This is a genomic window from Rhizobium lentis (assembly GCF_017352135.1).
Taxonomy (GTDB): domain Bacteria; phylum Pseudomonadota; class Alphaproteobacteria; order Rhizobiales; family Rhizobiaceae; genus Rhizobium; species Rhizobium lentis.
Genome location: NZ_CP071454.1, coordinates 3,449,146 through 3,463,190 on the forward strand (window position 1 = coordinate 3,449,146; position 14,045 = coordinate 3,463,190).

Genomic DNA, 14,045 nt, shown 5'->3' on the forward strand with positions numbered 1-14,045 from the left:
GGGGATCGAAAGGGGGCCGTATCCGTGGTCAGTTCTCTCTGGCTGGCTTTGTGGGGTCAGCCGTTTCCGCTGCCAGTATCGCAAAGAGTTCGGAGTTGGGCCGGCTCGCTTTATGCGCCGCTTTTATAGACCCCATCATTCGATACGGTAGCGATATTTCCGAACAAGGACCCGGGTAGGTTATTGCCATAGAGTTCGGCTAGCCGTTTGATGAGAAGATAGCTTCCCAGGCGCTCCTGGCAAAATGAGATCGCGCGTTTCTGTACGGGATCTTCGGCCTGAAATGGTTGATATCGTTTCGCAAACTCAAACGATGGCGCCACAAGGCGCACAAAAGTATCCAGCCACCAGTCCGTTGGATACGTGCCGAGTTCAATGCCTCCAGGAATAAAGGTCCCGGAGTTGAAAAAAAGCAAAGCTTCGGCTTGCGTCAAAGCGTTTGTCTCGATCGAGGACGCCGTATATCTGAGGAAATCAACAATGTTGTGGAAGTGTGCATAGTGTTGAGAAATGTTGTGGAGATTGAGCGGGCGTGGTAGAAAGAAATTTTCTACAAAAAACGCAGGATTCTCCGGTCTTGTGATTTCTGTTTCTTCGGAAGTCGTTGTGTTCATCCCGGGATAGTCAGGATTCGGTGTCCCGATTGCTAGTCTTGTTAGAAATTTGCGATATTGCCAGATGGTAATGTTGCGAGGTTTTGCTGGTTCTTCTGAAACAATTTTTGCGACTACTATCGTCCCCAGGGATCCTGACAATTTGGCGTGAAGCTCCTCCGGCTCGCTGAAAAAATCATAACCGGCGATAACATCCATTCCCCTATTGTCCAAAGGAGGTTTGGAATTGAGCCATATGATTTTCGAGCCCTCTGGAGCAGGGTAGCTCGGCAAATCCTTATGGCAAACAATGTAAATGGTCATATCTGTGATCAGCCTCTTGTGGATGGGGAGTTTCTGCTGGCTGCAATTACCACGCGGCTCGCCCGTCAATGCTTACGTGTGTCAAGGTGGCGGACGTCGGTATTGCCAAGCGTTTCTGCCTCCTCTCAGGGTGGGCGTGCGAAGGTATCTGCCTCGGGGAGGTTTCTAAACCGCGTTCCTTGCGCGTAGCAGGTGCGAAGCCCGGACCCATCCGGGAATGAAGTCCGTGCCGCAAGCCGAAGTAGGTCGGCATCGCTTTGCTTGAGCTTGCTGCTGGCGATATCGGCACGTGCCGGCAAGCCGGGGTTGGCCTCCACCCATACCGACGGGCGCGCTACGCAGCTCGCTTAGCGAAATTCCCTAACGCGTAAATTGGATGACGTCGCCATTATACTGCGTGCGCGCCGTCTCGCGGAAACCGAGCTTGGCCGCGACCCTGAGCGACGCCACGTTGTCGGGGCTGATGATGCAGCTCATAGCCTTTCCCGGAAAATGCGCTTCCGCCCAGCCGATCAGGGCTGCTAGCGCTTCGGCAGCATAACCGCGGCCCTGGGCCGTCGGCATCAGCGCCCAGCCAACCTCCATCGTTCCCTCGATCGACGGCTCCATCTCGCGCCGGGCTTCGAGGAAGCCCGCTTCGCCGATGAACTGGCGGCTTTCCTTTTCGACCATTGCCAGAAAGCCGAAGCCCATATGGTGCCACATACCGGCGAGGCGTAGCATGCGGCTCCAGCTCTGCTCGCGCGTCGACGGCACGCCGGTGATGAAGCGGACGACCTCCTCATCGGCCCACAACGCCGCATGCGCCTCGAAATCGTCGAGACGATGAGGGCGAAGCGTCAGCCGTTCGGTTTCAAGAGTGGGTATGTCGATCACTGCCGGTCCTCGTCGAAGTGGGTCTCAGGCACCGGGCTCGCCGTCCCAATAGTCGAGACCGCCTTCCGCCCGTCCGATATGGCGGAAACGCCCCGCTTCCGCCCTGTCCCTGTTGGTCTTGGCAAGGAATTTCCCGGAATCGGGATATTCGACGATCTCGGTCTTTGCCATGGTCGAAATGCCGAGATAAACGAGCGTGACCGTGCCGGTATTGATGATCTGGTGCGCCGTCTCCGGCCCGCCGGCCGGTGCGCCGAGCACGTCGCCGGCCCGCACACGATGGCGCTCGTCGCCGAAGCGGTATTCGCCAGTGCCCGCGATCACGTAAAAAAGCTCGTCTTCGACGTGGTGATTGTGGAAGGGGCAGCTCGATTTGCCCGGCGGCACTTCATTGTAGCTGATGCCGAGGCCGGCAAGGCCGAGGAGCTTGCCGAACGAGGCGTCGGCGCCCTCGTAGAACTCGCCCTGTGTCCAATGGTCGAGTTTGAGATCGGCGGTATTGATCACTGCCTTGGGTTCGATCGCCATGATGTTCTCCTGTCGCAGGAGGAGAAACTATCATCGCGCCGAAAAATTCAATGCTTGTCTCGGAAATTCGTCCTTGCCAGGCATGGGCGGAGAGGAGACCGCCGCCCATGCTTTGAGCGCCGCGTTATCCGACAGGATAGACGAGGACGCTCGATGCTTTGTATTTTCGCCCGAGGCGTCAGCGGACGTAGAAGGTCAGGCTTCCGTCGGCCGCCTGCTCGGCGTTGACGATGTTGCGGACATCGACGCCTTCGTTGTTGAGCCGGTGGACAAGCGACCGGTTGGCGTCGATCGAAGCCTGGATGCCGCGAATGGCGGCACCGGAGCGTTCCGGGGCCGAGCGCGGACCGGTCGTTTCGTCGTCGAGATTGTGCCAGTTATGGACCTGCTCGACGTCGAAATCATTGCCCTGGAAGGTCCTGAGCGTCTGCTCGATACCCTGGGCGGAGTTCATTCCGAGGCTCTCGGCCCGGCTGACGCCGGCAAAAGCGACGGAGGAGAGGGCGGCGGCGAGGGTGACGGTGACAATTCGGTTCATGATAATATCCTTTCATCTGCTTGACGGTCGGCTGTCGTTGCAGGGGATCGTCGGTGTCACGACATGGAATTGGCGCTGCCGCTTTCGTGATTCAATGGGTTAAGCCACTGAAAAAGCATTAAGAATTCTTCATGGAAACGGTCTTCGAATTGCCGTTTTTCAGGCTTCCGGAAAAACGGGCCGCGAAGGCCTGGCCCGCTTGGCAGGGATGGTGCAGCTATCCCCTTGCCGATATTTCCTCTTTCGCGCTGCGGCGTCGGCCGAAAGTGCTTGCCATTCTCATGAAGGCATGTTTTGACCGCGGGCTGTCGAGTGGAAAACGTCCCGCCAACCGAAGGTGAACAATGTCGAGAGAGACCGCTCCCCATATTTTGATCGTCGAGGCCCGCTTCTACGACGACATGGCCGACGCGCTGCTCGAAGGCGCCACCTTTGCGCTCGAGCAGGCCGGCGCCACCTATCAGGTCGTCACTGTTCCCGGCGCACTGGAAATTCCGGCAGCGATTGCCATGGCGCTCGATGGAGACGACAATGGCGGCACGCATTATGACGGCTATGTCGCGCTCGGCATGGTCATCCGTGGCGAGACTTATCATTTCGATATCGTATCGAACGAATCCTCGCGCGCTTTGATGGATCTCGCGGTCAGCGAGTCCCTTGCCATCGGCAACGGCATTCTGACCGTCGAAAATGACGAACAGGCCTGGGCGCGCGCCCGCCGTTCGGAAAAGGACAAGGGCGGGTTTGCCGCTCGTGCGGCTCTGACGATGATCGAGCTGAAGCAGAAACTGGGTGCATAACGAATGAACGACGACAAGACGGAACGGCCGGTCAAGACTGCGAACCAGCGGGGCGCTGCCCGCCTGGCGGCCGTTCAGGCGCTTTATCAGATGGATGTCGGTGGCACCGGCGTTCTGGAAATCGTCGCCGAATACGAGGCGCACCGGCTCGGCCAGGAGATTGACGGCGCAACCTACCTAAAGGCCGATGCCGGCTGGTTCCGCTCGATCGTCTCCGGAGTCGTGCGCGATCAGGTCCGTCTCGATCCGCTGATTGCCGCAGCGCTGCAGGACGATTGGGCTCTGTCGCGACTCGATAGCACGGTGCGCGCCATCCTGCGCGCCGGCGTTTTCGAGCTCCTCGATCGCAAGGACGTTCCGGTGGCGGTCATCGTCACCGAATATGTCGAGATCGCTCAGGCCTTTTTCGATGACGACGAGCCGAAGCTCGTCAATGCCGTACTCGACCGCATTGCAAAGCAGGTCCGCGGCGAGGCGAAGAAGTAACTCTTGAGCCCCGAACAATCTCTCTCCGTCTTTCTTCGTACCGCAATGGTTTTCGCCCGTTGCGGTCTTGACGCCACGTGATCGACCACGCAATCTCCGCAACGCTTAGCTGTGGCATTTCTGTGGAGAGGAAGGCGATTCGGCGGCGTATCTGCCGGAGAAGGAGTGAGCTCCGGCCTATGGGAGGAAAGAGCGAAATGACCATTCTTTTATGCGTAATTGCATCCGGTCTGCTCTCGGTGGTCTATGCCGCCTGGGCAACCCGGTCGGTGCTTGCTGCCGATCAGGGCAATAGCCGCATGCAGGAGATCGCGGGTTATATCCGCGAAGGCGCTCAGGCCTATCTGACACGCCAGTATAAGACCATTGCCATTGTCGGCGTTGTTGTTTTCATCGCAGCCTGGCTCCTTCTTTCCGCCGAGGCCGCCATCGGCTTCCTGATCGGCGCCGTGCTATCAGGCGCTGCTGGTTTCATCGGCATGCACGTCTCCGTCCGCGCCAATGTGCGCACCGCCCAGGCGGCGTCCGCCAGCCTTTCCGCCGGCCTCGACATCGCCTTCAAATCGGGTGCCATCACCGGCATGCTGGTGGCTGGCCTGGCACTGCTCGGCGTCTCCATCTACTATACGATATTGACCGTCGGGCTAGGACATGAGACCGGCTCGCGCGAAGTCATCGATGCGCTGGTGGCGCTCGGCTTCGGCGCCTCGCTGATCTCGATCTTCGCCCGTCTCGGCGGCGGCATCTTCACCAAGGGCGCCGATGTCGGCGGTGACCTCGTCGGCAAGGTAGAGGCCGGCATTCCCGAGGACGATCCGCGCAACCCGGCAACGATTGCCGACAACGTCGGCGACAATGTCGGCGACTGCGCCGGCATGGCTGCCGACCTGTTCGAGACCTATGCCGTCTCGGTCGTCGCCACCATGGTTCTCGCCGCGATTTTCTTTGCCGGCGCGCCGATCCTCGAATCGGCAATGGTCTATCCGCTGGCGATCTGCGCTGCCTGCATCATCACCTCGATTGTCGGCACCTTCTTCGTCAAGCTCGGCTCGAACGGCTCGATCATGGGCGCACTCTATAAGGGCCTGATCGTCACCGGCCTGCTTTCCATCATCGGTCTCGGCGCGGCCACGTCGCTGACGGTCGGCTGGGGTTCGCTCGGGACCGTCGCTGGCGCCGACATATCCGGTACGAACCTCTTTCTCTGCGGTCTCGTGGGCCTGGTCGTCACCGCTCTGATCGTCGTCATCACCGAATATTATACTGGCACCGGCAAGCGCCCGGTCGTTTCGATCGCCCAGTCATCCGTGACCGGCCACGGCACCAATGTCATCCAGGGTCTGGCGGTCTCGCTCGAATCGACGGCGCTGCCGGCGATCGTCATAGTCGGCGGCATTCTCGCCACTTACCAGCTCGGCGGCCTTTTCGGCACCGGTATCGCCGTCACCGCCATGCTCGGGCTTGCCGGGATGATCGTCGCCCTCGACGCCTTTGGCCCGGTTACCGACAATGCCGGCGGCATCGCCGAAATGTCCCATCTGCCGCCGGAAGTGCGTAAGTCGACCGACGCGCTCGACGCCGTGGGCAACACCACCAAAGCGGTCACCAAGGGTTACGCGATCGGCTCTGCCGGTCTCGGCGCGCTGGTGCTCTTTGCCGCCTACGCCAACGACCTGCAATATTTTGCGGCCCACGGCGACCAATATCCTTACTTCGCCAATATCGGCACGATCTCCTTCGAGCTGTCGAACCCTTATGTCGTCGCCGGCCTGCTTTTCGGCGGCCTGATTCCCTATCTGTTCGGCGGCATCGCCATGACAGCCGTCGGCCGCGCCGCCGGCTCGATCGTCGAGGAGGTTCGCCGCCAATTCAAGATGAAGCCCGGTATTATGCAGGGTACGGAGAAGCCGGATTACGGCAGGGCCGTCGACCTGCTGACCAAGGCCGCCATCCGCGAGATGATCGTGCCTTCGCTGCTGCCGGTGCTCGCCCCTGTCGTCGTCTATTTCGGCGTGCTTCTGATCTCCGGCTCAAAGGCCTCGGCCTTTGCCGCCCTCGGCGCATCGCTGCTCGGCGTCATCATCAATGGCCTCTTCGTCGCCATCTCGATGACATCGGGCGGGGGAGCCTGGGACAATGCCAAGAAGAGCTTCGAGGACGGTTTCGTCGATAAGGACGGCGTACGTCATATGAAGGGCTCGGATGCCCACAAGGCGTCCGTCACCGGCGATACTGTCGGCGATCCCTACAAGGATACCGCCGGCCCCGCCGTCAACCCGGCGATCAAGATCACCAACATCGTTGCGCTTCTGCTGCTCGCCGTTCTCGCCGCTTGACGCAGATCGCAAAAGCGCCGCGGGGGCCGCCGCGCGAAATACGCCCATTGAAAAACCCGCCGGAGCGATCCGGCGGGTTTTTCGTTGAAGGCCTGTCCGATCAGCGCAGGCTGCTCGGATTTTGCGGCGTTCCGCCGGCGCCGCCGCCGAACAGGCTGCGGGCAGCACTTGCTGCGCTGCCGCCGGAGAGCATCTGCTGCAGGAAGGTGAGTTCCTTGCCGCCTGTCGGCGTAACGCGCGCGATCGTATCGAAGACCTTGCCGTCCTGCAGCGTGTAGTTGGCGCGGCGGGTGACGACGCCGTTCTTGTCGAAATAGATGGCCAGAACTGTCTGGTCGACGACCTTCAGCTTCTGGAAGGCGACGGCGCGGGTGCGCCGCTGCGAGATATAATAGAAGACCTCGCCGTCGAAGGTTGCGGTCGTCGATGGCGTGCCGAGCGAAAGCAGGACCTGTTCGCGGCTGGAGCCTTCCGGAACGAGATCGAGCGACTGCTGATCGACGACATAGCCGCCGTTGAGCACGGTGCTGGTCTGGCAGCCCGAAAGAGCTGATGTGGAGGCGATTATGAAGGCAATGGCCGCGCTGCTGAAGAATTTCATGTCAGACTTGAAATACCGTTTCTTCAACGACATCTACTCCCTTGAGTGTCGATAGCAGCCATTTTGGGCCTTACACGCTTTCCTCCTGCAAAACCATTGTGGCCATTCCGGGTCGAATCTCCCGAATTCGCTTCGCTGACGCCTCGAAGGCGCTGTCCCGAAACTGGCCACGATCGGCATTGCAATTCGCGCCTGCTTCGGTAAACCAGCTTTCGAAATCATGCAACAAGGCCAGACGCCAGCGGGCGTGAAGAATGAGGCATTTCCGGAAAAAACAATGATCTTCGGGCTCTTCCGCAAGAAAAACAACAATCAGGCGATCGTCGACCGGCAATATACGGCGCTGACGGCTGCCGCACGCATGCCTGATCTCTACGAGCGGCTCAATGTACCTGATACGGTCATGGGCCGCTTCGAAATGCTGTCGATCGTCATGATTCTGTTTTTTCGGCGCACGCGCGCTTCCGCCACCAGCGGCCAGGAAATCGCCCAGGAGATCGTCGACGCCTTCTTCCAGGATGTCGACTATTCGATCCGCGAACTCGGCATCGGCGACAACAGCGTGCCGAAACGCATGAAGAAGCTCGCCGGCATGTTCTACGGGCGGCTCGAAGCCTATTCGAAGGCGATGGATGCCGGCGATGCCGAGGCGCTTGCTCTGGCTCTTCAACGCAATATCTACCCGGAGGCCTCCACGCCGGCCGATATGTCCGGCCTCGCCGAGTGGATGATGGCCGCAGAATCCCATCTGTCCGCTGTTCCGGAAGAGCTGCTCGCCACCGGTTCGGCAACGCTCCCGCCGGTTGCTCACTCCTGAAGGAGGAAACGATGAAGAACGATCGGGACGATGTTCCCTTCTCCTATCGCGTCAAGGTCGGTCATATCTCGGCCAATCCCGTCGAGGTCCATATCGAGGCCGATGCCAGCGAGCTGAAGGCGCTTGCCGAGAGCTGGAGCGTCGTTTCGGTCGACGATCTCCGCGCCGACCTGCAAATTGCCCGCTGGAAGCGCGACGGCGTGCGCGTCAAGGGCCGCGTGCAGGCGAAGATCGTCCAGTCCTGCGTCGTGACGCTGGAACCGGTCGAAGCCATGATCGACGAGAGTTTCGAGCAGATTTTCGTGCCGGAGGGCTCCAAGCTTGCCCGCCAGCCCGGCAATGACGCGGGCGAGATGCTGCTCGATCCCGATGGTCCCGATCTGCCGGAGACCTTCGTCGGCGACACGATCGATGCCGGCGAGGTGGTTGCCGAATTTGCCGCGCTTGCGATCGATCCCTATCCGCGCAAGGAGGGCATCGAGTTCGCCGGCCATATCGAGGATAGCGGCGAGAACGACAAAAAGCCCTCCGCTTTCGCGGTCCTCAAGGATTGGAAAAAGGACTGAAGCTTCTCTGGCGTTTGAGATAATTCAGTTGTAAGCGACGCCAAAACCGGTATTTTGGCCGAAATTTCGCCCTCGGCGAAAAGAAGGATCAGGGACGCGTGATCAGAATATCTCTCGACCTCATGGGTGGCGACTTTGGTCCCCAGGTTGTCATCCCCGGCGCCGCCAAGGCGTTGGAAAGGCATCCGGATATTTCCTTCGTTTTCTACGGCCTTAAGGAACAGTGCGATCCTGTTCTCGCCAAGTTTCCGAAACTCAAGGAAAAATCGGTCTTTCACGATTGCGAACTCGCCGTCAGCATGGAAGAGAAGCCGAGCCAGGCGCTGCGCCGCGGCCGCTATGTCTCCACCATGTGGCGTTCGATAGAGGCGGTGAAGACCGGAGAGGCCGACGTTGCGGTTTCGGCCGGCAATACCGGCGCGCTGATGGCGATGGCGAAGTTCTGTCTTCGCACGATGGCCAATATCGAGCGCCCGGCGATCGCGGCGATCTGGCCGACTCTGAAGGGTGAGAGCATCGTACTCGATGTCGGCGCGACGATCGGCGCCGATTCGCAGCAGCTGATGGATTTTGCCCTGATGGGGGGCGCCATGGCGCGCGCGCTGTTCGAGATCGAACGTCCGACGATCGGCCTTCTGAATGTCGGTGTCGAAGAGATGAAGGGCCAGGAAGAGGTCAAGGAGGCCGGCCGGCTCTTGCGCGAGGCAAATATCGATTCGCTCGAATATTCCGGCTTCGTCGAGGGTAATGACCTCGGCAAGGGTACGGTCGACGTCGTCGTCACCGAAGGGTTCTCCGGCAATATCGCGCTCAAGACTGCCGAAGGCACCGCCAAGCAGATCGCCGAATATCTGCGTGCTGCCATGTCGCGCACGCTGCTTGCCCGCATCGGCTACCTCTTCGCCAAAAGCGCCTTCGATATGCTTCGCGAGAAGCTCGATCCGAGCAAGGTCAATGGTGGCGTGTTTCTCGGCCTGAACGGCATCGTCATCAAGAGCCATGGCGGCGCCAATGCCGAAGGCATCGCAGCCGCCATCGAGGTCGGCTACGACATGGCTAAGAACGGCCTCAATCAGAAAATAGAAAACGATCTTAAGAAATATCATGCCAAGCGCTTGCCCCCCATGGGCCCGGAAGCGGCATGAGCGATGGGGTTCAATCGAAGATGATCCGTTCTGTGGTTTGCGGATTCGGAGCCGCACTTCCGAAGTGCGTGATGACCAATCGTGACATGGAGGCCATCGTCGATACGTCCGACGAATGGATCGTCCAGCGCACCGGCATCCGGCAGCGTTACGTGGCCGGCGACGACGAGACGACGGCTTCGCTCGGCGAAGCCGCCGCGCGTGCGGCGCTTTCCAATGGCGGCCTGACGCCCGCCGATATCGATCTTGTTATCTGCGCCACCTCGACGCCCGACAACACCTTTCCGGCGACCTCGGTCAACATCCAGAACCGTCTCGGCATGAGCCATGGCTTCGCCTTCGACGTCCAGGCCGTCTGCACCGGTTTCGTCTATGCGGTCACCACCGCGGACGCCTATATCCGCGGCGGCCTTGCAAAGCGCGTTCTCGTCATCGGCGCCGAGACGTTTTCACGCATTCTCGACTGGAACGACCGCACCACCTGCGTTCTTTTCGGCGATGGCGCCGGCGCGATCGTGCTTGAGGCGGCCGAAGGTGAGGGGACGTCTGCCGATCGCGGCGTCCTGACCGCGCATCTGCGTTCCGACGGTTCGCACAAGGACAAGCTTTATGTCGATGGCGGACCTTCGACGACGGGCAGCGTCGGCAAGCTGCGCATGGAAGGCCGCGAAGTGTTCAAATATGCCGTCGGCATGATCACCGATGTCATTCAGGCCGCTTTCGATTCGACCGGCACCACCGCCGAAGATCTCGATTGGCTGGTGCCGCACCAGGCCAATCGACGCATTATCGACGGGTCGGCGAAGAAGTTGAACATCGATGCGAAGAAGGTCGTCGTCACCGTCGACCTGCACGGCAATACGTCGGCCGCCTCGATCCCGCTCGCGCTTGCGACCGCAGCCGGCGACGGCCGCATCAAGAAGGGGGACCTCGTGATGCTGGAAGCGATGGGCGGCGGCTTCACTTGGGGCGCCGTTCTCCTGCGCTGGTAAGCACAAATCCTAAAAAACCGGCGGCGAACAAGAGCTTGACCGTGAGGCGCAAGACAAATACTCTTCGTTCGCTTTCAAAAAATATTTTGTAATGGCGGGGAAACCATGACCGGAAAAACAGTGACGCGAGCAGACCTGGCGGAATCCGTTTTCCGAAAGGTTGGTCTTTCTCGGACAGAATCCGCCGAGCTTGTGGAAACGGTGATCGACGAAATCTGCAACGCCATTGTGCGTGGTGAAACCGTCAAGCTTTCCTCCTTTGCCACCTTTCAGGTTCGCGATAAGAATGAGCGGATCGGCCGCAACCCGAAGACCGGCGAGGAGGTTCCGATCTCTCCCCGCCGGGTGATGACCTTCAAGGCCTCAAACGTGCTGAAGACGCGCATTCTCAAGGCGCATGTCTCCCGCAAGGTCAAGCTGAAGCCGCAGAATCCGGCTCCCTGATATCGGGCTTCCTTCCCTCGGAACGGCGTTTTTTTCTCTCGCACTGTCCATCCCTTGTGCGCAACGTCGAGACATGACTTGAATTGTCGGCGCCAAACCTTTGAAATATGATGAGTCGCCGTTGGATCGAGCCTGCGAGGTTGCGTAGCAGTATGACGTTGGACAAGAGCCCCGATGCCTTTCGCACCATTAGCGAAGTCGCAGACGATCTTGATCTGCCGCAGCATGTGCTGCGCTTTTGGGAAACGCGCTTTCCCCAGATAAAGCCGATGAAGCGCGGCGGCGGCCGTCGTTACTACCGGCCGGAGGACGTCGACCTCCTGAAGGGCATCCGGCATTTGCTCTATGATCACGGCTATACGATCAAGGGCGTGCAAAAGCTTCTAAAGACCAATGGCAACAAGTTCGTCATCTCGGTCGGCCACGGCGATCTCGCCAGCGTCGAGGCGCTTGCCTCGGGCGCGCAAGAGATGGGTGCAGGGGAACCGCGCGTCGGCATGGCCGAGGAGGACCAGATTGTCGGCCGCGCCAAGCCGCCGATCACCCGCCGGTTCTTCAATTTCGTCGCCGGAGACGACGATCAGCCGGAAGTCTCGATCGGCAAATCGAGTGTCGGCAAGGAGGATAGGGCACTGCTTCAGGAGGCGCTCTACGACCTCCTGGAATGCAAGCGTCTGCTCGATCAGGTGCGCTGATCGTTCAGGATTCGGAAAGCTGCTTCATCGCCTGTTCGAGCTCGTTGAGCTGGAACGGTTTTCGCAGCACGGGGAGGGTGCTGGGGCGGCTGCCTTCCGGCGCGCTGCCATAACCCGTTGCATAAAGATAGGGTTTGCCGCGGTCGTCGAGCAGTTTTGCGACCGGTAGCGAACTCCGGCCGGCGAGAGAGACGTCGAGGATTGCGGCGTCGAACTCCATGTCCCTGGCGGTTGCGAGCGCCCGTTCCAAATCGGGGGCGCTCGCGCAGACCCGATAGCCGAGATCGCTGAGCATGTCCTCGAGCAACATGGCGATCAGTGCATCGTCCTCGACGATGAATATGTCTTTCATGATCCCGTCCATTCCCCTTGCCGGGCACGAAGATTTATGTGGACCGCTTGCGCAGCCCGTCAAGACGCCACGCGCAGCAGTGGTAATGCCTGTCGTACAAAACTGTGCAGCAGTTTTTGGACGACGACATGTGTAAACACAAGAGCCTAAGGCGCGGCAAGCGAATCTGAAAGATCGCGCCGCGCTTTGGAAACAGCATATTGCCCGGCGAAATTCGATGTGCAAAAGCTGGGATGCCGTTTCCGCGACGGCCGGGAAGGGGTGTGGAATGGATTTGCTGAGTGCCACGGATTGGCTGCGTCACAGGCCGGGCTATACGTATCCGCTGGCGATTGCCTTCGTCGGCCTGACCTTTCTTCTGAGGCTTGCCGCCGGCGATTATCTCTCCGTGTTTCCCTTCCTGAGCTTCGTTCCGGCGATCTTGCTCGCCAGTTTCGTCGGCGGCGCCGGGCCTGGCCTGGTGGCGGCCATGCTCGCCGGTTTCATCGTCCAGCAGTTTTTCGTTGAGCCACATGATGCCTTCTGGCCGGTGAACGCCGGCCAATGGATCGGTCTTGCGACCTTTATCGTCAATGCCGTGATTATCGTCAGCCTGATGGAGATGATTATTGTCGCTCATGGCAGGCAGAGCCGCCTCCGCAGCGAACTCAACAGCTTCAATACGCGCCTTGAAGAGACGGTGGCCCAGCGCACTGCCGAACTCCGGCATGAGATGGAGGAGAACGCCGCTGCCCAGGCGCAGGTGCGCCAGCTGCAAAAGATGGAGACGATCGGTCAGCTCACCGGCGGCGTTGCCCATGATTTCAACAACATGCTGGCGATCATCATCGGCAATCTCGATCTGGCCCAGCGGCGGATGACGGGACACGAGGATCCGCGCCTGCTGAACTCACTTCAGAATGCCAGAGACGGAGCCCAGCGGGCCGCTGTATTGACCGCGCGTCTTCTCGCCTTCTCGCGCCAGCAGCCGCTTGCGCCGGAGGTGATCGACGTCAACAAGCTTGTCGGCGGCATGTCGGAGTTGCTGCGGCGTACGCTCGGCGAACATATCCGGATCGAAACGGTTCTTGCCGGCGGCCTCTGGCCTACCTTCGCTGATCTCAGCCAACTCGAAAACGCCATGCTGAACCTTTCCGTCAATGCGCGCGACGCCATGCCCGGCGGCGGCCATCTGACGATCGAGACCGCCAATACCGAACTTGACGAGCGATATTCCCGGATGCATTCGGAGGTCGAGGCGGGCCAGTATGTGATGATCAGCATCACTGACACCGGCACCGGAATGTCGCCAGAAGTGATCGACCGCGCCTTCGATCCGTTTTACACGACCAAAGGACCCGGCAAGGGGACCGGTCTCGGATTGAGCCAAGTCTACGGCTACATCAAGCAGAGCGGCGGCCACATCAAGATCTATTCGGAGATCGACCGGGGAACGACGGTAAAGATCTATCTGCCACGCCATGTCGGCAAGGCGGATGCCCGCCTGGCCGGCGCCGGCGCCCAGCCGATTCCTCAGGGAAGCGTCAACGATACCATCCTGGTGGTGGAGGACGATGAACACGTCCGCACCATGACCGCCGAAAGCCTGCACGAACTCGGCTACACCGTGTTGCAGGCGGCAAGCGGCGTCGAGGCGCTCATCCTTCTGGAAGGGAATCCCGACGTCGACTTGATCTTCACCGATATCGTTATGCCGCAGATGAGCGGACGTCAGCTTGCCGATGCCGTTCAAGAAAAATGGCCGGCGATCCGGATCCTTTACACCACGGGTTACACTCGCAATGCCATCGTCCACAATGGTGTGCTTGACCACGGCGTTTCGCTGCTCGCCAAGCCTTTCAGCTTGGAGCAGCTCGCTCATAAGATCCGCGAACTCTTGAACGTACCAGTGAATGTGGGAGACGAGGGGACGTGAACTCGCGCACTATGCGCGTCTCCAGCCCCCCAGTCGC

The 14,045-nt window shown here is 60.0% G+C and carries 17 protein-coding genes; 11 read left to right on the forward strand and 6 right to left on the reverse strand.

What is annotated here, in order from left to right; genetic code table 11:
- Positions 1–110: 110 nt before the first annotated feature.
- The 4 genes from J0663_RS16540 to J0663_RS16555 form a co-directional block, all read right to left on the reverse strand.
- Positions 111–917, reverse strand: a complete 807-nt coding sequence (locus J0663_RS16540; RefSeq protein ID WP_207241378.1) for a hypothetical protein — start codon at positions 915–917, stop codon at positions 111–113.
- Positions 918–1,277: 360 nt separating this feature from the next.
- Entirely contained in the window at positions 1,278–1,793 is a 516-nt protein-coding gene (locus J0663_RS16545; RefSeq protein WP_207241379.1) for a GNAT family N-acetyltransferase, read from the reverse strand.
- A 24-nt stretch (positions 1,794–1,817) separates the two neighbouring features.
- Positions 1,818–2,321, reverse strand: coding sequence for a cupin domain-containing protein (locus J0663_RS16550; RefSeq protein ID WP_207241380.1), 504 nt, complete (start codon positions 2,319–2,321; stop codon positions 1,818–1,820).
- Positions 2,322–2,499: 178 nt separating this feature from the next.
- Positions 2,500–2,859: a hypothetical protein gene (locus tag J0663_RS16555; RefSeq protein WP_207241381.1), complete on the reverse strand. Its 360-nt coding sequence runs from the start codon at positions 2,857–2,859 to the stop codon at positions 2,500–2,502.
- 131 nt (positions 2,860–2,990) lie between these two features.
- On the opposite strand from J0663_RS16555, the gene J0663_RS16560 reads away from it, so the two are divergent.
- The 4 genes from J0663_RS16560 to J0663_RS16575 all read left to right on the forward strand — a co-directional run bounded on the left by J0663_RS16560 (position 2,991) and on the right by J0663_RS16575 (position 6,481).
- Positions 2,991–3,200: a hypothetical protein gene (locus J0663_RS16560; protein WP_207241382.1), complete on the forward strand. Its 210-nt coding sequence runs from the start codon at positions 2,991–2,993 to the stop codon at positions 3,198–3,200.
- A gap of 3 nt (positions 3,201–3,203) precedes the next feature.
- A complete protein-coding gene (locus tag J0663_RS16565; RefSeq protein ID WP_207241383.1) occupies positions 3,204–3,659 on the forward strand; it encodes a 6,7-dimethyl-8-ribityllumazine synthase in 456 nt (151 codons plus the stop codon).
- Between the two features lie 3 nt (positions 3,660–3,662).
- Positions 3,663–4,145, forward strand: a complete 483-nt coding sequence (gene nusB / locus J0663_RS16570) for a transcription antitermination factor NusB (protein ID WP_064692528.1) — start codon at positions 3,663–3,665, stop codon at positions 4,143–4,145.
- A 197-nt stretch (positions 4,146–4,342) separates the two neighbouring features.
- Positions 4,343–6,481, forward strand: a complete 2,139-nt coding sequence (locus J0663_RS16575; protein WP_207241384.1) for a sodium-translocating pyrophosphatase — start codon at positions 4,343–4,345, stop codon at positions 6,479–6,481.
- 100 nt (positions 6,482–6,581) lie between these two features.
- On the opposite strand, the gene J0663_RS16580 is transcribed toward J0663_RS16575, so the two are convergent.
- Entirely contained in the window at positions 6,582–7,115 is a 534-nt protein-coding gene (locus tag J0663_RS16580) for an outer membrane protein assembly factor BamE (RefSeq protein WP_207241385.1), read from the reverse strand.
- A gap of 187 nt (positions 7,116–7,302) precedes the next feature.
- Here J0663_RS16580 and J0663_RS16585 point away from each other — a divergent pair, with 187 nt between their 5' ends.
- From J0663_RS16585 to J0663_RS16610, 6 genes are all read left to right on the forward strand, one after another.
- Positions 7,303–7,899 (forward strand): ubiquinol-cytochrome C chaperone family protein, encoded by a 597-nt coding sequence (locus J0663_RS16585; RefSeq protein ID WP_207241386.1) that lies wholly within the window; start codon positions 7,303–7,305, stop codon positions 7,897–7,899.
- Positions 7,900–7,910: 11 nt separating this feature from the next.
- A complete protein-coding gene (locus J0663_RS16590) occupies positions 7,911–8,465 on the forward strand; it encodes a YceD family protein (protein WP_207241387.1) in 555 nt (184 codons plus the stop codon).
- A 98-nt stretch (positions 8,466–8,563) separates the two neighbouring features.
- Positions 8,564–9,610: a phosphate acyltransferase PlsX gene (gene plsX / locus J0663_RS16595; protein ID WP_207241388.1), complete on the forward strand. Its 1,047-nt coding sequence runs from the start codon at positions 8,564–8,566 to the stop codon at positions 9,608–9,610.
- Between the two features lie 20 nt (positions 9,611–9,630).
- Entirely contained in the window at positions 9,631–10,602 is a 972-nt protein-coding gene (locus tag J0663_RS16600) for a beta-ketoacyl-ACP synthase III (RefSeq protein ID WP_207244522.1), read from the forward strand.
- 105 nt (positions 10,603–10,707) lie between these two features.
- Positions 10,708–11,046, forward strand: coding sequence for an integration host factor subunit alpha (locus J0663_RS16605; protein ID WP_010019728.1), 339 nt, complete (start codon positions 10,708–10,710; stop codon positions 11,044–11,046).
- A 152-nt stretch (positions 11,047–11,198) separates the two neighbouring features.
- Positions 11,199–11,741 carry a MerR family transcriptional regulator gene (locus tag J0663_RS16610; protein WP_207241389.1) on the forward strand — a complete coding sequence of 181 codons (543 nt, stop codon included), beginning with the start codon at positions 11,199–11,201 and terminating at the stop codon, positions 11,739–11,741.
- Positions 11,742–11,745: 4 nt separating this feature from the next.
- On the opposite strand, the gene J0663_RS16615 is transcribed toward J0663_RS16610, so the two are convergent.
- Positions 11,746–12,093 (reverse strand): response regulator, encoded by a 348-nt coding sequence (locus J0663_RS16615; protein WP_207241390.1) that lies wholly within the window; start codon positions 12,091–12,093, stop codon positions 11,746–11,748.
- Between the two features lie 268 nt (positions 12,094–12,361).
- Between J0663_RS16615 and J0663_RS16620 the strand changes: the two genes are divergently transcribed.
- Positions 12,362–14,008: an ATP-binding protein gene (locus tag J0663_RS16620; protein WP_207241391.1), complete on the forward strand. Its 1,647-nt coding sequence runs from the start codon at positions 12,362–12,364 to the stop codon at positions 14,006–14,008.
- Positions 14,009–14,045: the final 37 nt, after the last annotated feature.